Origin of the sequence: Haloarcula marina (assembly GCF_024218775.1) — an archaeon.
GTDB classification, from domain to species: Archaea; Halobacteriota; Halobacteria; order Halobacteriales; family Haloarculaceae; genus Haloarcula; species Haloarcula marina.
In genome coordinates this window covers 1,567,588-1,584,415 of the sequence record NZ_CP100404.1, presented here as the reverse complement: position 1 = coordinate 1,584,415, position 16,828 = coordinate 1,567,588, and the positions used below count along the sequence as shown (strand labels likewise).

Genomic DNA, 16,828 nt, shown 5'->3' with positions numbered 1-16,828 from the left:
ACATTCTGGTATGCCCCACACTTGCCGCAACTGCAAGCGGACCTTTGGCACAGAACTCGAACTCGAACTCCATCTCGATACGTGCTCGGCCGGGCAACTCTACTGCGACGAGTGCGGCGGGCGATTCACCGAGCGAGCGGCCACGGAGGACGGGTGGCACTATCGCTGCCCGAACGAAGACTGCGACGGGAGTGGCATCAACGAGGACATTCACCAGGTATCCGACGCGCGAGTGACCAAGCAGTAATTCTCAGGTCGACGCAGATTACGCTCGGTCCGCGAGCGCCGCGATGCGGCCACACGCCCTCGCACAGACGGGCGCGTAGCCGCTCGCGAGGAGGGGTATCTCGAACCCGACGACGGACCCGGTGGGGCGGGACTCGACGACGTGCCCAGTCGCGGGGATTCCCGCGACGGACCACGTCCAGCGGTGATTCTCACAGGTCGTAATCTCGTAAGGGACCCAGAGTCCGGCGACAGTTTTTACCCGACCCGTCGTCCCGGCCGCGATGTAGCGCGTCGGGGTGTCGACAGCGGTAATCGACGGACCCCAGTCGGGCCATCGCTCCGTGTCGGTCAACACGTCCCAGACAGCGTCGGCAGATGCGTCGACGCGCCGCCGAATGAGGAGGCGGCGCCCGTCTGGCGTCTCGCCTATCGACACGTCCGTTTCGCCGAGCGAGAGGCTCATTATCAGACGAGATAGGGCGGAGACAAGGTATAGGTTGGTTCGGTAACTACCGGTTCGCAGATGATTGACGCCCGCGACCTGCGTAAGGAGTACGGCGATTTCGTCGCCGTAGAGGGCAGTACGTTCTCGGTGGACCGGGGGGAAGTGTTCGGCATCATCGGCCCGAACGGCGCGGGGAAGACGACCACGCTGAAAATGCTCGCCGGACTCCTCGAACCGACCGCGGGGGACGCCGAAATCGCGGGGCTGGACACGGAGACGACGGAGATGCGCCAGCGACTCGGCTTCCTGCCCGAGGAGTCGCCGCTGTACGAGGAGATGACGCCCGTCTCGTACTTGGAGTTCTTCGCTGACCTCTACGACGTGCCCGGCGACGTGGCCGAGAGACGGATGCACGAGACGCTGGACGAACTGGAGTTGGAACACCGCGACCGGAAACTCGGCGACATGTCCAAGGGGATGAAGCGGAAGGTGGCCATCGCGCGCTCGCTCATCAACGACCCCGACGTGCTCATCTACGACGAACCGGCGTCGGGACTGGACCCGCTGACGACGAACTACGTCATCGAGTTCACCGAGCAACTCGCGGCGGAAGGCAAGACCATCGTCTTCTCGGCGCACAACCTCTTTCACGTCGAGTCCATCTGCGACCGCGTCGCCATCATGAACGAGGGGCAAATCGTCGCCCGTGGCGACCTCGCGGCGCTTCAAGAGGAGTACGGCCAGACGCGCTACCACGTCTACACCACCGTCGACGTGCCGGAGGCCGCCCACGAGAACGGCCACTACCGCCGCGTCGTCGAGAGCATGGACGCCGTCGAGGAGACGCGGACGGCCGCCGAGTCCGCGGGCGGCGAAGTCGTCGACATCCGCACGGAGGAGTCCAGCCTCGAAGAGGTGTTCCTCAATGTCGCGGAAGCGGGCACCCGCGGCACCCGATACGTCGGGGAGGACGCAGAGTAGATGCGTCAGGACAAACTGCTCCGGGTCGCGAAGTGGGAGGTGACGAAGAACGCGGGCGGCGTCGACCGGCGGACCATCGCCATCATGGCCGTCGCCATCGTCGCGATGGGCGGCGTCGCGGGCGTCGCCGTCGCCGGGGCGAGTCCCGGCCTCGACGCGGGCATCTACCGCATCGGCGTCGAGCAGTCGAGTCCCTACTACGACGTGGCCGCGGAGGACGGGTCGTTCCGCGTGCAATCGCCGGATAGAACCGCGGCCGCTCGCGGGGACCAGGAACTCGTGTTCGTCGGCACGACGCTCCAGACGGTCCCTCGAACGTCGAAGCAAGCGGCGGCGCTGACCGAGTTTCGCGACACCACCGAGCGCTACAACGACCGGACACTCGCCCGCGACGACAATCAGACGGCCGCGTTCCCGGTCACGGTGACGCTCGTCTATCGGGCACAGGACGGGCCGAGTCCGCTCGATACGCGGACCGACACCGCCGTGAGCGATGGCACCGACGGGACCGAAACCACGGACGGCGGCGCGGCGGGCGGTGACGGGACCGCTGGCGGGGGCAGTGACGGGACCGCGGGTGGCACCGCTGGCGGCGGGACCGGAGACGGTGCGGCCGGAGGGGGTGGCGCGAACCTCGGGAACATCGGCGCGCAGTTGACCGGCGACGTGCGCGGCGGCACGCCCTCGGACATCTCGCCGCCGTTCCCCTTCGAGTCGCTCGTCCTCGCCTTCCTCTACATCGTCCCGATGAACTTCGTGATTCAGGCGTACGGGTCCTCGATGCTCTCCGAACGGTTGAATCGCCGCGGGGAGTTACTGCTCGTGACGCCCGCCTCACGGGGCGACATCATCGCGGGCAAGACGCTGCCGTACTTCGCCGGGGCGCTCGGCGTCGCGGCGGCCATCACCGCGGCGCTCCGCTTTTCGGGCATCGCGCCCAGCGGCAGTGCCATCGCGGTGCTGGCGATTCTTCCCATCGCGCTGCTGTTCCTGTCGGCGACGTTCTGCGGCGCGATGTTCGCCCGCTCGTTCAAGGAACTCACCTTCGTCACCGTCACCATCACCGTCTCGCTGACCTCCTACGCGTTCGTCCCGGCAATCTTCACCGACGTGACGCCCATCGCGCTCATCTCGCCGCTGACGCTGGTCGTCATGGACCTCACCGGGCAGGCGGTCACGCTCTCGGAGTTCGCGTTCTCGACGGTGCCGCCGCTGGTGACGGCGCTCGTGTTGTTCGGCCTCGGCGCGGGCCTCTACCGCGAGGAGGACATGTTCACCCAGCGGTCGATTCCGCTGAAGGTGCTGGACGCGCTGGCGGGCCGCATCAAGTCCAGGAAGAGCGCGGCGAAGATGAGCGCCGTCCTGCTCCCGTTCGTCGTCGTCGCGGAACTGGCGGCCATCGCGTTCCTGTTCGTCTTAGACTCCGTCTCGCTGAACGTCTTCGGGACGAACCAGTCGCTGGGCATCGTCCTCATCCTCGTCGTCGTCGCGCTGGTCGAAGAACTCGCGAAGAGCCTGCACATCTACGCCGGGTACGCCCACGCCCGCTACGAGCGAACCGTGCGGTCGGCACTCGGCCTCGGCGCGCTCTCGGGCCTCGGCTTCTTCGTCGCCGAGAAGGGCCTGCTCATCGCGCGACTCTCCGACCTGGAGAGCCTGCCCATCGGGAACGCCGCCTTGCAGGGGGCGACGCCGCCCGCCGGGGTTCCGCTGTGGGTCGTGGCGCTGCTGTTCCTGTTCGCGCCCCTCGCCTTGCACTCGGTGACGGCCGCCATCTCGTCGGTGGGTGCACAACGCGGTCGGAGCGCCTACGCGGCGGCCGTGGGGGTCGCCGTCGTCGTTCACTTCGCCTACAATCTGACGGTGGTGAGTTCCCTTGCCTGAAGGCGATTCTCGGCCGTGGTACCGGGACCCGCGACTGGTCATCGCCCGACGGGACGTGGCCTCGCTCTCCCGCGAGAAGACCATCGTCCTCGCCCTGCTCATCCAGTTGTTCGTGGCGGGGTTCTCGTCGTTCCTCGTCGTCGGCCTCACGTCGCTGTACGACCCGAGTTCCGTCTCGACCGGGGAGGTTGAAATGGCCGTTACCGGCGACGCCCGAGACGAACTGCTCCGCGCCGCGAGCGAACACGAAGGGGCCAACGCCGTCGTCTATCGGAATCCGGACGCCGCCATCCTCGCCTTCCAAGAGGGACGGGTCGACGCGGTGTTGAACGGCAGGTACACCGACTCGAACGCGGGTGACGGCAATCGGATAGCGGTGACCGCGCGCATCCCCGAGGGGAGCGTGCGGTCGACGCTCATCGTCGTCGAGGTGCGGCGGGTGCTGAACACGCTGGAACGACAGGAGCGGACCCGGCGAATCGGGTCGCTCGACCGGTTACCGGTTCCCCTCCCGCCGGAGGCCGCGGCGAGTCCGTACTTCGGGTTCACCTACACCGTGTTGATTCCCCTCCTCCTGTTTCTCCCGGCGTTCATCAGCGGGTCCGTCGCCGTCGACACCATCACCGAGGAGATAGAGCGGGGGACGCTGGAACTGCTTCGGGTCGCGCCGGTGTCGCTGCTGGACATCGTCGACGGGAAGGCGCTCGGGATGGTGGTGTTGGCACCCGCCCAGTCGCTCCTGTGGGTCGCCCTGCTGTCGCTGAACGGCATCCGGGTTGCGAACGTCGTCCCACTTCTGGTGTTCATCACCGCCGCCTCGGCGCTGGTCGTGACTATCGGCGTCGTCCTCGGCGTCGGGATGCGGAAGCGACGGCCCGCGCAACTGCTGTACTCCGTGCTCACGCTCGTCGTCTTCGGCGCGGCCGTCGCCCTGCCGGAACACCCGGCGACGACGGTGGCGAAACTCGCCGTCGATAGCCCGACGCTCGTGACCTATGCGCACGTCGCCGGGGCCGTCGGCCTCGCCGTCTTCGGCTACGCGGTGGCGCGTCGGTACGTCGCCCGCGTCGACGCCGCCGCGCTCTGATGGCGGTATAGCTTTTTCACCGCGGCGGCCGCCACTCCGATATGGAGTACACGACACTCGGAGATACCGGCGTCGAGGTCAGCCGCCTCTGTCTGGGTTGTATGAGCTTTGGAACCTCCGACTGGCGGGACTGGGTGTTAGACGAAAAGAAGAGCCACGAGATAATCGAGCGCGCAATCGACCTCGGTATCAACTTCTTCGACACGGCCAACATGTACTCGCTCGGCGAGTCCGAACGGGTGCTCGGAAACGTCCTCTCGGGCTACGACCGCGATTCGCAGGTCGTCGCCACGAAGGGGTTCTTCCAGATGGACGAGACGAATCCCAACTCCGGCGGCCTCTCGCGGAAGGCGCTCGAACAGGAGCTATCGAACTCGCTGGACCGACTGGGGATGGACACCGTCGACCTCTACCAGATTCACCGCTGGGACTACGACACCCCCATCGAACAGACGATGCGGGCGCTCGACGACGCCGTCCGCCGCGGACAGGCGCGCTACGTCGGCGCGTCCTCGATGTGGGCCCACCAGTTCGCCCACGCTCAGCAAGTGAGCGACGAGGAGGACCTCGAACGGTTCGCCACGATGCAGAACCACTACAACCTCCTCTACCGGGAGGAAGAGCGGGAGATGCTCCCCTTCTGTGAGCGCGAGAACGTCGGCGTCATCCCGTGGAGTCCGCTGGCGCGTGGGTACCTCACGCGACCGCACGAAGAGTTCGAGGCCACCACGCGCGGCCAGTCCGACGACTACGCCCGCGAACACCCGTACTTCGAGGGCGGCGGTCGAACGGTGAACGAGCGCGTCCAGGAGTTGGCCGACGAGTACGACGCCACGATGGCCCAAATCGCGTTGGCGTGGCTCCTACACAAGGACCGCGTCGACGCCCCAATCGTCGGGACGACCAGCGTCGAACACCTAGAGCAGGCCGTCGCGGCGCTGGACATCGACCTCGCCGAGAGCGACGTCGAGTGGGTGGAAGAGCCGTACGAACCGGTTCGCGTCTCGGGCCACGAATAACGGACCGTTTTCTGCCCTGAATTTTTATTTTTCCTCTGAAAATTGCACAACTGCTAATATATCTGCCCCCGTCTCTCTGTCATGTACGACGTACCGTTCAGAACGGACATAGAGGCCCCTTTCGCCGACGAGTTGGTGGACACCGCCCGCACCAACATCGGAGACATGCTGCGGAGCGTCATCTACTTCACACCGTCCGAGATGGACCTCCTGTACGTCAGGACGGACCTCTACGAGTCCCAGCAGCGGGCACTGGAGGCGAAAGCACGCCTCGTGGAGTTCGAACGCGTCGGGTTCACAGAGGCGCCCGTCCGCACGGCGCTCTCCGTGCCTCGCGAACCGGAGAGTATCGGCCCCTACGAGTTCACCATCAGGGTCCACGGCGACGGCTTCGTCGTTCGGATACTCGCCGACCAGGCGGGTGTCATCCTGACCACCGACACGATGGACGCAGCGGCGTTCGAAGACACCTCACTCGCTATCACGGAACTGCTCGAATCGGCGGCGTGAGTGGTGACGGTCGATACGCCGCTGGGGCAGACGGAGTTCGAAGGCGAATCGGCCCGAGAGACGGTTCGTCGCTACGGAATCCGACCGCCCGCGCTCCCCGGCGGGGCCGTACCCGCTTGGTCGTGCGTGTGGTGGAAGAATCGGAGGAGCGGCGTTCCCTCGTCGTCGCGAACTGGCTCGAAGCAGACGCGCTGGAACCGCTCGTTGTCGAGCAGGTTGACCATCACGCCCTCGTCGTGGAGGGATACGGATTCGAAGTCCGTCCCACACACGGGGCAGATGACCGGCGCGTCGGCCGTCGCTCCGTCCTCGGCCGTTTGCGCACGCTCGTCGACCGCACTGTCAGTCGAGTCCTCGCTCACGCCCGTACCTCCGCGGCCACCCGTTGCATCGTCTCGAACTCGCCGTCGTCGTAGGCGATTAGGCGAACGTCGGCGAGTGATTCCGGGTCGAACGCCGCTATCTCCTCGCAGATGAGGCGGACGCCGTCCTCGAAGTCGAACCCCGCGATACCGCATCCGATGGCCGGGAGGACGACCGACTCACAGCCGAGTTGGTCGGCCTCTGCCAGCGCGTTCCGGGTCGCGTCGCGGATGCTGTCGGCCGTCGACCGGCCGCCGGGCGGCATCGCGGCGGCGTGGACGACGTACTCGGCGTCGAGGGCGTAGGCGTCGGTGGTGGCGACCCCGCCGAGGTCCACCGGGCCCTTCGCGACCGCCTCGTCGTTCAGTCCGGCCCCGGCCGCGCGTTTGAGCGCGCCAGCGACGCCCGACCCCATCCTGAGACTCGTGTTCGCGGCGTTGACGAGCGCGTCCGCGGACTGTTCGGCGATGTTTCCGTGGATGACCTCGAACTCCATGTCCGACGGTGGGGCCGCCCGCCGCAAAGAACTACGGGCGTGCGCCACACCCTGTCACGCCAGTCCGAAACCGCTCCGGCCCCAACTGTCGGTATGGACCTGCTCAGGATGGACTGGCGAGACGTGGGGTTCGTCCACTGGCCGGTCGACCCGAAGGTCGTCGCTCGGACGCTCCCCGAGGGCCTCACCGTCCACACGTACGACGGCCAGGCCTGGCTGGGCGTCGTCCCGTTCGAGATGGGCGACATCCGTCCGCGCGCGAGTCCCATCGGCCGGTCGTTCGGTGAGTTGAACCTCCGGACGTACGTCACCGACGGCGAGACGCCGGGCGTGTACTTCTACAACCTCGACGCCGACGACCGGCTGAGCGTCGCCATTGCCCGGCGGTTCTTCGGGTTGCCGTACTACCGCGCGTCGATGGCCCTCAGTCGGGACGGCGACGGCGTGCGTTTCCAGAGCCATCGGACCGACGGGCGCGCACCGAACGCGGACTTCGACGCCTCGTACGGCCCCGTCGACGGGGCCGAGACACACCCCCCGCGAGCGGGGTCACTCGAAGCCTTCCTCGTCTCGCGCTACCGCTTCTACGTCGCCGACGCCGACGGGAGCATCTATTACGCCGACATCGACCACGACCCGTGGCCGTTGCAGGACGGAACCGTCGAGATTCGGCGGAACGACCTGTTCGCGGCCAACGGCTTCGACCGTCCGGACGGAGAACCAGTCGTCTACTACAGTCCGGGCATCTCCGTCACGGCCGGGCGGTTGCGGCGGTTGTGACGGCGGCGCTACACTGATTTCGCCAGGGCCCGCATATGGTGGCGTGTACTCCGTCCGTCCGCTCTCGGTGACGGTCGCCGACGTGTGCTTCTGTCACTGGCCGGTCGACGCCGCGGCGCTGAGGGAACGGGTCCCCGACTGGCTGACCGTCGAGACGGCCGACGGCGACGCGTGGCTGACCGCCGTCGCCCACACCGTCAGGGGCGTCCAGACGTTCGGGGCCGACCTGAGACGACCCGCCGAGGCCGTCAACTTCAGAACCTACGTCCGCGGCCCCGACGGCCAGCGGGGCGTCTACTTCCTCGCGCTGTTCTCGGAGGACCCGCTGACGAGTGCCGTCGGCGGGCCGACGCTCCGACTACCCTATCGGGAAGGCGTGCTGTCGCGTCGCCGTGACGAGGGCGAGTTTCGCACCCGTCGCACCCTCGACGTGGACGGACGCCGAGTGCTGGACCTGCGGTACACGCCCGCGGACGGCGAGACGACCACCGCGCCGCCGGACTCGCTCGCGGCCTTTCTCGTCGAGCGCCAGCGGTACTACGCGACCGGGCCACTGGGGGACCGCCTCGTCGGGAGCGTCGGCCACGACCCGTGGCCGCTGGCGGGCGTCGACGCCGACGTGACCGAAGCGCTCGCCGCGGTGCTGTCCTTTCCCGAACCGCTCGGTGAGCCGTTGGTTCACTACAGTCCCGAGGCGGAACTGGGACTCGCGCCGCCTCGACCGGTGTGGCTCGACTGAGGTGGGTCCGAAACTTTACAACTCACCAGGCGTGGCTAGTTGTATATCGTGAACGAGTACGAGCGGGTGAGCGGGTGGAGCGGCGTCGTCTCGGTAGCGCTGACCAACGCGGCGATACTCCTGGCGACGCTCGCCTCACCGTCCTTTTCGTGGACGACCCACGCGCTGTCGAACCTCGGCTATTCCGGCGACCCCGTGGCGACGCCGGTGACCACCCTGCTGTTCGACGGCGGCCTCGTCGTCGGCGGCGTCGTGGGCCTCGGGTTCGGCTACGTTTTGTGGGTTCGGAGTCGCAACGTCGTCGAGAAACTGGCGGTCCCGCTGTTCGGCGTCGCACTCCTCGGGATGGCGGGGGTCGGCGTGTTCCCGTACCCGAAGGCGCTACACGCCCCGTCGGCGATGACGCTGTATCTGGGGACGATGGCGGCGATGACGACGTACGGTGTCGGGAACGCGCTCGCCGGTGCGCGACGCCGAGCGGCCGGAACCGTCGCGCTCGTCGGCCTCCACGTCGGCGTCTGGTGGTGGTGGCTCTCTGGCGGCGGACTGTCCCGTGGCGGCCTCGCCGTCCCCGAGATGCTGGGGGCGTTGCTGTTCAGCGCCTGGGTGCTCTGGACAGCGCGGTGGCATCTGGTCGGCGAGCGGGCGACCCCGGCCGCGTGAGCCAGCGACGGTCCAAACAGCCAAGGGAGCGCACACACAGTATTCGGTCGACATGGTTGCCATCGAGACGACGGACCTCACCCGGCGGTTCGGCGACGTGACGGCGCTGGACGGCCTCTCACTGTCCGTCGACGAAGGGTCGCTGTTCGGGTTGCTCGGACCGAACGGCTCCGGGAAGACCACCACTATCGAACTTCTGACCGGCCAGCGCGAACCCACGAGCGGCGAGGCCCGCGTCGTCGGCCACGACCCGGTGGCGGACCCGATGGGTGTCAGACGGGCCATCGGCATTCTCCCCGAGCGCGAGGACCCGCCGAGTTTTCTCACCCCCCGGGAGTACCTGACGTTCGTCGGCGAGGTCCGCGAAGTGGACGACATCGACGGCCGCATCGAGGCGTGGGCCGACCGCCTCGACTGTGCTTCCGTCCTCGACGCCCTCTCGACGGGCCTCTCGGAGGGCGAGCGACAGCGCGTGATGCTCGCGGCGGCGTTCCTCCACGACCCGGATCTCGTGTTCATCGACGAACCGCTGGTCAATCTGGACCCCATCATGCAGGAACAGGTCAAACGACAGTTGGCGGACTACTGCGACCGGGGCAACACGCTGTTTCTCTCCACGCACTACGTCGACGTGGCCGCCGAACTGTGCACGCACGTCGGTATCGTCGACGACGGGCGACTCGTCGCCGAGTGCGACCCGCGGGAGATGACCGAAGACGAACTGCTCGACTACTTCATCGCGGAGGTGGGCGGCGACGCCGCGGAGGTGCGGGCGTGACCGGCACCGCGACGCTGTTCCGCTGGCTGATGCGCGAGGAGTGGCGACTGCACAGCCACCTGTTCGGCGGGCGACGGTTCGCGGCGTTCCCGCTCGCCGTCGCCGCGGTCAGCGGCGCTGGCGCGTGGTTGCTCGCGTTCACGGACATGGGACTGGCGACGGTCGCGGGCGGCCTCGTCGCGCTCGTCGGCTTCTTCGGCCTCCAAGTGGGCACTATCGGACTGGTCGGTCGTGACGCGCTTCGTGACGTGCTCGGGAACGTGACGCTGTTGGTGTTCTCGGCGCGGACGCTCCCGCTGTCGTGGCGGCGGTTGCTCGCCACGTTCCTCGTGAAAGACGTGTGCTACTACACCGGGTTCGTCCTCACGCCCGTCGTCGTCGGCTACGGCGCGGTGGCGGTGAGCGCGGGGGTCGGTCTCGCGACCGTCGCGCGCCTGTGGGTCGCCGTCGTCCTCGCGTTCGCGTTCGGCGCGTCGCTCAGCCTCTCGCTTGTCGCGCTGTCCACCCGGAACCGCCTCGCGCTCCTCGCCGCGCTGGCGGTCGGAACCGTCACCGTGGTCGGCGGCTTCCTCGACCCGGTCGCGTACACCCCGTACGCGCTCTACGCGGACCCGAGCATCGGAAGCCTCGCTCGCGGCGTCGTTCCGACGGCGATACTGGCCGCCGTCGGCGTCGCGCTGTTCGAACCCGTCGACGACGGCTCCTCGGGTCGCCGTCGAGCGACCGACGGCCTGTTCACGGGTGTCTCGGACCCGCTGACACGGCGCTCGCTCCTCGCCGTCGCTCGCTCGTCGGGGTCGGTCGGAAAGGTCGTCTTCTCGATGGGCGTCCTGTTCGCGGTGACGGCGCTCTTGCTGGGGCGAGTGACGGCCGGAACGGGAAGTCGGCCCCATCAGGGAATCGCCTTCGGGACGTTACTCGGTCTCGGCGCGTTCACGACGTACAGTTGGGTGACGCAGTTCGACGCGCCGCGGGAGTTCCTCCGGTTTCCGGTGTCCTATCGCGCGGTGTTCCGGGGGACGCTCCGGGCGTATCTCGTCCTCTCGCTCGCGACGGCCGCGGGGTACCTCGCCGTCGCGGCGCTGTGGTATCCCGTCGACCGGTTGCTCGTCGGCCTGCTGGTCGTTCCGGGCGTCGTCGTCTACGTGTTCGGGGTCGCGGCGTATCTCACCGGCCTCTCGCCGAACGAACTGCTCTTCGACACCGCGCTGTTCGCCGTCTTCGGCGCGGCGCTCGCCGCGGTGGCGCTCCCGTTGCTCGTCGCGGCCCTCGTCGTCTCCGTCTCGCCGACCGCTGTCGTCGTCGCGTCCGTCGTCCTCGCGTCGGCGGCCGGGGTAGTCGGATGGAGACTGGCGAGGCGCGCCGGGCCGCGCTGGGAACGTCGGTTCCGAGCGTAATTCGAGGGGTCACGGCCGTTGCCTTTAGTTATAAGTGCGGCAGTATCTAACTGTCACTCAGTACGGATAGAGCCACGATGGTCAAAGGAAAAATCAGGGCACTCGTCGTCGACGACAGCGAGTTCTTCGCGCAGATGACCGCCGAGACGTTGACGGAGGAACACGACATCGATTCGGTCGCGGTCCACAGCGGCCAGGGTGCGCTCGACAAACTGGCCGAGGAAGACTTCGACTGCGTGGTCAGCGACTACGAGATGCCCGAGATGAACGGACTGGAGCTACTGCGGACGATACGCGAGGACGACCCGACGCTTCCGTTCATCCTCTTGACCGGTCGCGGCGACGAGGAGACGGCGAGCAAAGCCATCGCCGTCGGCGTCGCGGACTATCTGCTGAAACTCGAAGTCGTCGAGGACAAGCAGTACGGTCGCCTCGCGAACCGCATCCAGAGCGTCGTCGAACAGGACCGGACCCGAAAGAAGTTCGAGTCGCTGGTCGCGAACTCACCCGACGGTATCGCGCAGGTGACAGACGGCGGCGTGTTGCTGTCTGCCAACTCCGCGATTGCCGACCGACTCGGGACCGAGGCCGCCGAACTCGAAGGTGAGCGGCTCACCGACGTGATGGACACCGAAGCGGCCCGCCGTCGGGTCGCCGCCGTCCGCCGCGCTATCGACACGGGCGAGGCGGAGGTCATCGAGGAAGCGGTCGACGGGCGTCACTACCACACCCAGTGTATCCCCGTCGAAAGTCACCGACAGCGCAACACGGTCCAACTCGTCTCACGGGACGTGACCGACCAGATCCAGCGCCAGCGGGAACTCGAACGGCAGAACGAGCGCTTAGAGCAGTTCGCGGGCGTCGTCAGTCACGACCTGCGGAACCCACTCAACGTGGCCGAGAGCGCCATCGAACTGCTCGAATGGCCCGACGACGACGAGGATGCAGAACTGCTCTCGAAGGTGGACCGCTCGCTCGACCGGATGGGCGAGATAATCGAAGACGTGCTGAAGTTGGCCCGCGACGGCCAGACGGTCGACGACCCCGAGGAAGTCGGCCTCGACGCGATTGCGACCGAAGCCTGGGCGTGGGTCGAGACGGACGACGCAGCGCTTTCGGTGGCGACGGACGCGGCGATTCGCGCCGACCCCAACCGCGCACAGGACGTCTTCGCGAACCTCTTTCGCAACGCCGTCGAACACAACGACGAGCGAGTGACGGTGACCGTCGGGCGGTTGGCCGACGGGTTCTACGTCGCCGACGACGGGAGCGGCATCGACGAGGACGCGGGCGTCTTCCAGATGGGTCACTCCACGAGTCGCGACGGCACCGGCATCGGCCTCGCCATCGTGATGCAGGTGGCCCAAGCCCACGGCTGGACGGTGACGCACACCGAGAGCGAGTCCGGCGGCGCGCGCTTCGAGATAACCGGCGTCGAAATCCTCGACTGAGACGAGTTTTTCAGGGCGGCCCCCCTAGCGGCGACGATGACACTCCGGGGCGTGATTCTGGACCTCGACGGGACCGTCTACCACGGCGACCGGCCGCTACCCGGCGCGGCCGACGCCGTCGACCGACTCCGCGACCGCGGCCTCTCGCTGTGCTTCTTCTCGAACAACCCGCTGCACGACGGCGCGGAGTACGTCGACCGCCTCCAATCGCTGGGCGTGGACGCGCGGCCCGGTGAGGCGTGTTCCTCGGCCGTCGTCACGCGGGAGTACGTCGACGACCACCACGCGGGCGACGGCGTCTTCGTCGTCGGGTCCGACTCGATTCGGACTCGCGTGGGAGCGACGCGGGCCGAACTGGTCACCGACCCCCGGGACGCCGACGCCCTCCTCGCCTCGTGGACCGACGAGTTCCACTACCGAGACATGGTGGATTCGCTCCGGGCGCTGGACGACGACACCGCCTTTCTGGGGACGGACCCGGACCGGACGTTCCCGGACGCGGACGGCAACCCGACGCCGGGGTCCGGGGCCATCATCCGCGCCATCGCTGGCGTGGTCGAACGCGAACCAGACCTCGTTCTCGGAAAACCGTCCGAGGTCGCCGTCGCCGCCGCGCTGGACCGTCTCGACTGTCGCCCCGAGGAGTGCCTCGTCGTCGGGGACCGACTGGACACGGACATCGCGATGGGCGAGCGGACGGGCATGGAGACGGCGCTCGTCCGAACCGGCGTCAGCGACGACCGGGCCATCGAGCGAAGCGACGTGACGCCCGACCACGTCCTGGACTCGCTGGCCGACGTGGACAGCGTCTTCGAAGGTCGCTGATGGTCGTGTTGTCTCGACTAGAGTTTTATCGTGACTCCGGACGTACGTTCGCGCGGTGATACCGATGAGCAAAACCATCCTGATGATAGTCGGCGACTTCGGCGAAGACTACGAGATAATGGTCCCGTTCCAGACGCTCCAGAGCGTCGGCCACGACGTCCACGCCGTCTGCCCCGAGAAGGAAGCGGGCGACACAATCAAGACGGCGATTCACGACTTCCGCGGCGACCAGACGTACATGGAGACTCGCGGGCACAACTTCGAACTGAACGCCACGATGGCGGACGTGGACCCGAGCGACTACGACGCCCTCGTCGTCCCCGGCGGCCGCGCGCCGGAGTATCTGCGGACCCACGATGAGGTATTGGACGCGGTACGGCATTTCTTCGACGCCGACAAACCCGTCGCGGCGGTGTGTCACGGCCCGCAGATTCTCGCCGCCGCGGGTGTGCTGGACGGCTACGAGATGACCGCCTACCCGGCCTGCCGCCCCGAGTGCGAGGCCGCCGGGTGTTCGTGGGTCGACGGCGTCGTCCGCGACCGAAACCTCGTCACCGGGCAGGCGTGGCCCGACCACCCCGAGTGGCTGGCAGAGTTCATGACCGTACTGGGCGACGAAGTGAGCCACGGCGAGGCCGCCGTGGCCGCAGACGACTGAACTTCTCGGAACGCGATTTCGCGGCACTCAGGCGGTCCGCAGACGGTGGACCGCGCCGCTCGACCCGCCGATTCCCTGCCTGTTCGTCGTACAGACGAGGAGTTCGCCCGACGACGTGCGGCCGAAGGAGAGGACGTTCGAACCGAACCCGTCGCTGACCACGGGCACCGTCGTCACCGACCACCGTTCGCCGCCGGTGTCCGTCGCCACGAACAGGTCGCCGCCCGCCTGCCAGTCCGCGAAGACGTAGCGGTCCCGGAGCGTCGGAATCGCCTCGCCAGCGTACAGATACCCGCCGATAACCGAGATGCCCGACACCGCACCGCCGTCGTGCGGGTACTGGACGATAGGGTCGGTCAGCGTCGTTCCGTCGGAGGTCTCGGTCGGGCAGTCGTCGACCCGGAAGCAGTTCGCGCCCTCGCGGACGTTCCACCCGTAGTTCCCGCCCGATTCGACGATGCTGACCTCCTCCCACCGGAACTGGCCCACGTCGGCGACGAAGAAACGGCCGTCGGGACCGAAGGAGAACCGCCACGGGTTGCGAAATCCCCACGCGAACTGTTCGTCCAGACCGGATTTCCCGACCAGCGGATTGTCTGCGGGTATCCCGTACGGCCTATCCTCGCCGGTCCGGTCCACGTCGAGACGGAGGATGCTCCCCAGGAGGTTCTCTGTCACGTCCTGTCCGTTGCCGCCGTCGACGGCGTCGTACCAGTCGGCCACGTGGCCCCGGCCTTGGTCGTTCGCGCCGCCGCCGTCGCCGACCGCGACGTAGAGGTAGCCGTCCGGCCCGAACCCGACGGCCCCGGCGTTGTGGTTCGGCTGCGGTTCGGGTATCTCCAAGAGGGTGCGCTCGCTGTCGGGGTCGATGGTACCACCGGAGAGCGAGAACTCCGAGAGGACGAACGTGTGCGAGTAGTTGTCGGGGGTGCCGTCGCGCCGCGGTGCGCTGTACCGGAGGAACGCCCGTCCGTCGTCAGATGACGGATGAACGGCCATTCCCAGAAGGCCGCGCTCGTCGTAGCCGCCCACGTCGACGACGCGGTCGGTGAGGTCCGCCGCCGTGGTCGTCTCGCCGCTCTCGGCGTCGACGGCGTACACGCGCCCGGGTTGGTCGACGACGAAGTACCGGCCCGAGGACGGGACCACGTCGACGGGGGCGGTGAATCCGTCGGCGACGAGTTGGCTCCCGAGTTCGAGCGTTTCGAGGGTGGGGTCGCCGGTGGGCGAGGCCGTCTGCTGGCCCGGGGTCCCGTCCGTCTGTTGCCCGGGGGAAGAGTCCGTGCCCGAACAACCGGCGAGCGCGGCGAGCGCGACGCCGCCAGCGCGGAGGAACTGTCGGCGCGTCGAATAGTCCATGGCGAGGGGAGGGGTTCGACGCTCAAGAACGTTGGTTCCGACGAATAAACTCCAAACAACGGAGAAGTGTATCGAGTTCGAATAGTTTATCAAACGGCTCCCGCAATGGTGAGACGACTTATGGTCGACAAAGCGGACCTTCGCGAACAGTTCGTCGCAGCGTTCGAAGACGCAGACTATCCCATCTCCAGCCCGATGGACCTCGTTCCGGCGCTGCCGAGCGGTCCGTCCACGAAGTTCGAGTCGGGCGACTTCTCGATGACCGCGATGGAACTCAACACCAAACTCAACGGCGAGTTCCCGTACGAGAGCGTCGACGCCTTCGTCGACGACGTGATGGAGTCGCTGGAGAGCCAGGACCTCATCTAAGCGGCGACCAGCGACGGTCGAGCGAGGGCGACGACGACGGCGGCGGCGAACACGCCGAGCGCCAGCATGGCGTAGTTCGCCACGACGTTGTCGGCACGGGTGAGCGAGAGCGTGTACTTCTTTCCGGAAAGCGGCCACAGCGGCGCGATTCCCGCGGGCGTAATCACGTCGGCGAGCAGATGTGAGACGATGGCCGTCGTCCCGACGAGGAACCCGAAGGCGGCCGGGCGCCACGGAGCGACGCCGCCCGTCGAACCGAGTAGCCACCCCGCAGTCCCGAGTACGAGACCCACCGCGAGAGCGAACAACAGCGTGTGAGTCACGCCGCGGTGAGTGACCAGCGGTACTCGCTGGTCGTAGTCGGGAACGGGCGCGAGGACGAGCGACAGCGCCCCGCCCGCGACGGCGAGGCCGAACGAATCGAGCGTCACGAACGCGGCCCCCAACGGCGCGTAGACGAGGAGCGCCGCCCCGTAATGTCCCGGCCGATACATGCCCGTCCGTTGGTGGACCCGACCCTTGTGCCTGACGGCTACCGTTTCCTTGCGGTTTATGTGTCGGGCTTCCAAACGAAAGGTATGTTCGTTGTGCCGGGACTGGACCTGCTCATCGAGACGTTCGGCCCGTTCCTCATCCCGGCGACGCTCTTCGTCCTCGGCGCTATCGGCTACTTCTTCCTCTGGTTACTCACCCGGTCGCGGCGCGAGACGTACACCGCCGACGAAGACTGACAGAACGTCCCACGGACCTGACGAACGATTTGCTTTCTTCCGCCACACTTTTAGTTTAGACTCGT

Annotated in this window: 21 protein-coding genes; 16 read left to right on the top strand and 5 right to left on the bottom strand. The window is 67.4% G+C overall.

Annotation, left to right across the window (positions count from 1 at the left end; all coding sequences use genetic code 11):
- Positions 1 to 10: 10 nt before the first annotated feature.
- The gene (locus tag NJQ44_RS08320) at positions 11 to 247 is read left to right on the top strand and encodes a transcriptional regulator (protein WP_254274221.1); all 237 of its coding nucleotides are present in this window, start codon (positions 11 to 13) and stop codon (positions 245 to 247) included.
- A gap of 18 nt (positions 248 to 265) precedes the next feature.
- On the opposite strand, the gene NJQ44_RS08315 is transcribed toward NJQ44_RS08320, so the two are convergent.
- On the bottom strand, positions 266 to 691 hold the full coding sequence (locus NJQ44_RS08315) for an SRPBCC family protein (protein WP_254274220.1): 426 nt from the start codon (positions 689 to 691) through the stop codon (positions 266 to 268).
- Between the two features lie 60 nt (positions 692 to 751).
- On the opposite strand from NJQ44_RS08315, the gene NJQ44_RS08310 reads away from it, so the two are divergent.
- From NJQ44_RS08310 to NJQ44_RS08290, 5 genes are all read left to right on the top strand, one after another.
- A complete protein-coding gene (locus NJQ44_RS08310) occupies positions 752 to 1,654 on the top strand; it encodes an ABC transporter ATP-binding protein (protein ID WP_254274219.1) in 903 nt (300 codons plus the stop codon).
- Positions 1,655 to 3,538, top strand: coding sequence for an ABC transporter permease (locus NJQ44_RS08305; protein ID WP_254274218.1), 1,884 nt, complete (start codon positions 1,655 to 1,657; stop codon positions 3,536 to 3,538). It begins immediately after the preceding gene.
- Complete coding sequence (locus NJQ44_RS08300) at positions 3,531 to 4,625, top strand: ABC transporter permease (RefSeq protein WP_254274217.1); 1,095 nt, start codon at positions 3,531 to 3,533, stop codon at positions 4,623 to 4,625. Before NJQ44_RS08305 ends, NJQ44_RS08300 begins: the two co-directional genes overlap by 8 nt.
- Before the next feature lie 41 nt (positions 4,626 to 4,666).
- On the top strand, positions 4,667 to 5,644 hold the full coding sequence (locus NJQ44_RS08295; RefSeq protein WP_254274216.1) for an aldo/keto reductase: 978 nt from the start codon (positions 4,667 to 4,669) through the stop codon (positions 5,642 to 5,644).
- A gap of 81 nt (positions 5,645 to 5,725) precedes the next feature.
- Positions 5,726 to 6,154, top strand: coding sequence for a DUF7522 family protein (locus tag NJQ44_RS08290; protein WP_254274215.1), 429 nt, complete (start codon positions 5,726 to 5,728; stop codon positions 6,152 to 6,154).
- Between the two features lie 71 nt (positions 6,155 to 6,225).
- On the opposite strand, the gene NJQ44_RS08285 is transcribed toward NJQ44_RS08290, so the two are convergent.
- Together NJQ44_RS08285 and NJQ44_RS08280 are read right to left on the bottom strand one after the other, a co-directional pair.
- Positions 6,226 to 6,516, bottom strand: a complete 291-nt coding sequence (locus NJQ44_RS08285; protein ID WP_254274214.1) for a DUF8145 family protein — start codon at positions 6,514 to 6,516, stop codon at positions 6,226 to 6,228.
- The gene (locus tag NJQ44_RS08280; RefSeq protein ID WP_254274213.1) at positions 6,513 to 7,013 is read right to left on the bottom strand and encodes a macro domain-containing protein; all 501 of its coding nucleotides are present in this window, start codon (positions 7,011 to 7,013) and stop codon (positions 6,513 to 6,515) included. The genes NJQ44_RS08285 and NJQ44_RS08280 overlap by 4 nt, the downstream gene beginning before the upstream one ends.
- A gap of 93 nt (positions 7,014 to 7,106) precedes the next feature.
- On the opposite strand from NJQ44_RS08280, the gene NJQ44_RS08275 reads away from it, so the two are divergent.
- The 8 genes from NJQ44_RS08275 (at position 7,107) to NJQ44_RS08240 (ending at position 14,304) form a co-directional block, all read left to right on the top strand.
- Entirely contained in the window at positions 7,107 to 7,793 is a 687-nt protein-coding gene (locus tag NJQ44_RS08275; protein ID WP_254274212.1) for a YqjF family protein, read from the top strand.
- Positions 7,794 to 7,836: 43 nt separating this feature from the next.
- Positions 7,837 to 8,532: a DUF2071 domain-containing protein gene (locus NJQ44_RS08270; protein ID WP_254274211.1), complete on the top strand. Its 696-nt coding sequence runs from the start codon at positions 7,837 to 7,839 to the stop codon at positions 8,530 to 8,532.
- Positions 8,533 to 8,580: 48 nt separating this feature from the next.
- Entirely contained in the window at positions 8,581 to 9,195 is a 615-nt protein-coding gene (locus NJQ44_RS08265) for a DUF998 domain-containing protein (protein ID WP_254274210.1), read from the top strand.
- Positions 9,196 to 9,247: 52 nt separating this feature from the next.
- Positions 9,248 to 9,973 (top strand): ABC transporter ATP-binding protein, encoded by a 726-nt coding sequence (locus tag NJQ44_RS08260; protein ID WP_254274209.1) that lies wholly within the window; start codon positions 9,248 to 9,250, stop codon positions 9,971 to 9,973.
- Positions 9,970 to 11,370 carry a hypothetical protein gene (locus tag NJQ44_RS08255; RefSeq protein WP_254274208.1) on the top strand — a complete coding sequence of 467 codons (1,401 nt, stop codon included), beginning with the start codon at positions 9,970 to 9,972 and terminating at the stop codon, positions 11,368 to 11,370. Before NJQ44_RS08260 ends, NJQ44_RS08255 begins: the two co-directional genes overlap by 4 nt.
- 77 nt (positions 11,371 to 11,447) lie before the next feature.
- Positions 11,448 to 12,821, top strand: a complete 1,374-nt coding sequence (locus NJQ44_RS08250; RefSeq protein WP_254274207.1) for an ATP-binding response regulator — start codon at positions 11,448 to 11,450, stop codon at positions 12,819 to 12,821.
- A gap of 36 nt (positions 12,822 to 12,857) precedes the next feature.
- Entirely contained in the window at positions 12,858 to 13,646 is a 789-nt protein-coding gene (locus NJQ44_RS08245) for an HAD-IIA family hydrolase (protein ID WP_254274206.1), read from the top strand.
- Positions 13,647 to 13,710: 64 nt separating this feature from the next.
- Positions 13,711 to 14,304: a DJ-1/PfpI family protein gene (locus NJQ44_RS08240; protein ID WP_254274205.1), complete on the top strand. Its 594-nt coding sequence runs from the start codon at positions 13,711 to 13,713 to the stop codon at positions 14,302 to 14,304.
- Positions 14,305 to 14,331: 27 nt separating this feature from the next.
- On the opposite strand, the gene NJQ44_RS08235 is transcribed toward NJQ44_RS08240, so the two are convergent.
- The gene (locus tag NJQ44_RS08235; protein WP_254274204.1) at positions 14,332 to 15,663 is read right to left on the bottom strand and encodes a PQQ-dependent sugar dehydrogenase; all 1,332 of its coding nucleotides are present in this window, start codon (positions 15,661 to 15,663) and stop codon (positions 14,332 to 14,334) included.
- Between the two features lie 120 nt (positions 15,664 to 15,783).
- On the opposite strand from NJQ44_RS08235, the gene NJQ44_RS08230 reads away from it, so the two are divergent.
- Entirely contained in the window at positions 15,784 to 16,032 is a 249-nt protein-coding gene (locus NJQ44_RS08230) for an MTH865 family protein (RefSeq protein WP_254274203.1), read from the top strand.
- Here NJQ44_RS08230 and NJQ44_RS08225 read toward each other — a convergent pair.
- Positions 16,029 to 16,526, bottom strand: a complete 498-nt coding sequence (locus NJQ44_RS08225) for a metal-dependent hydrolase (protein WP_254274202.1) — start codon at positions 16,524 to 16,526, stop codon at positions 16,029 to 16,031. The genes NJQ44_RS08230 and NJQ44_RS08225 overlap by 4 nt on opposite strands.
- Before the next feature lie 84 nt (positions 16,527 to 16,610).
- Here NJQ44_RS08225 and NJQ44_RS08220 point away from each other — a divergent pair, with 84 nt between their 5' ends.
- The gene (locus tag NJQ44_RS08220) at positions 16,611 to 16,763 is read left to right on the top strand and encodes a hypothetical protein (protein WP_254274201.1); all 153 of its coding nucleotides are present in this window, start codon (positions 16,611 to 16,613) and stop codon (positions 16,761 to 16,763) included.
- Positions 16,764 to 16,828 lie beyond the last annotated feature (65 nt).

What these genes read in the sequence shown, in the direction of transcription:
- NJQ44_RS08320 (WP_254274221.1), top strand. Translation starts at nt 11, where the DNA reads ATGCCCCACACTTGCCGCAACTGCAAGCGGACCTTTGGCACAGAACTC.
- NJQ44_RS08315 (WP_254274220.1), bottom strand. Translation starts at nt 691, where the DNA reads ATGAGCCTCTCGCTCGGCGAAACGGACGTGTCGATAGGCGAGACGCCA.
- NJQ44_RS08310 (WP_254274219.1), top strand. Translation starts at nt 752, where the DNA reads ATGATTGACGCCCGCGACCTGCGTAAGGAGTACGGCGATTTCGTCGCC.
- NJQ44_RS08305 (WP_254274218.1), top strand. Translation starts at nt 1,655, where the DNA reads ATGCGTCAGGACAAACTGCTCCGGGTCGCGAAGTGGGAGGTGACGAAG.
- NJQ44_RS08295 (WP_254274216.1), top strand. Translation starts at nt 4,667, where the DNA reads ATGGAGTACACGACACTCGGAGATACCGGCGTCGAGGTCAGCCGCCTC.
- NJQ44_RS08290 (WP_254274215.1), top strand. Translation starts at nt 5,726, where the DNA reads ATGTACGACGTACCGTTCAGAACGGACATAGAGGCCCCTTTCGCCGAC.
- NJQ44_RS08280 (WP_254274213.1), bottom strand. Translation starts at nt 7,013, where the DNA reads ATGGAGTTCGAGGTCATCCACGGAAACATCGCCGAACAGTCCGCGGAC.
- NJQ44_RS08275 (WP_254274212.1), top strand. Translation starts at nt 7,107, where the DNA reads ATGGACCTGCTCAGGATGGACTGGCGAGACGTGGGGTTCGTCCACTGG.
- NJQ44_RS08260 (WP_254274209.1), top strand. Translation starts at nt 9,248, where the DNA reads ATGGTTGCCATCGAGACGACGGACCTCACCCGGCGGTTCGGCGACGTG.
- NJQ44_RS08250 (WP_254274207.1), top strand. Translation starts at nt 11,448, where the DNA reads ATGGTCAAAGGAAAAATCAGGGCACTCGTCGTCGACGACAGCGAGTTC.
- NJQ44_RS08245 (WP_254274206.1), top strand. Translation starts at nt 12,858, where the DNA reads ATGACACTCCGGGGCGTGATTCTGGACCTCGACGGGACCGTCTACCAC.
- NJQ44_RS08240 (WP_254274205.1), top strand. Translation starts at nt 13,711, where the DNA reads ATGAGCAAAACCATCCTGATGATAGTCGGCGACTTCGGCGAAGACTAC.
- NJQ44_RS08235 (WP_254274204.1), bottom strand. Translation starts at nt 15,663, where the DNA reads ATGGACTATTCGACGCGCCGACAGTTCCTCCGCGCTGGCGGCGTCGCG.
- NJQ44_RS08230 (WP_254274203.1), top strand. Translation starts at nt 15,784, where the DNA reads ATGGTCGACAAAGCGGACCTTCGCGAACAGTTCGTCGCAGCGTTCGAA.
- NJQ44_RS08225 (WP_254274202.1), bottom strand. Translation starts at nt 16,526, where the DNA reads ATGTATCGGCCGGGACATTACGGGGCGGCGCTCCTCGTCTACGCGCCG.
- NJQ44_RS08220 (WP_254274201.1), top strand. Translation starts at nt 16,611, where the DNA reads ATGTTCGTTGTGCCGGGACTGGACCTGCTCATCGAGACGTTCGGCCCG.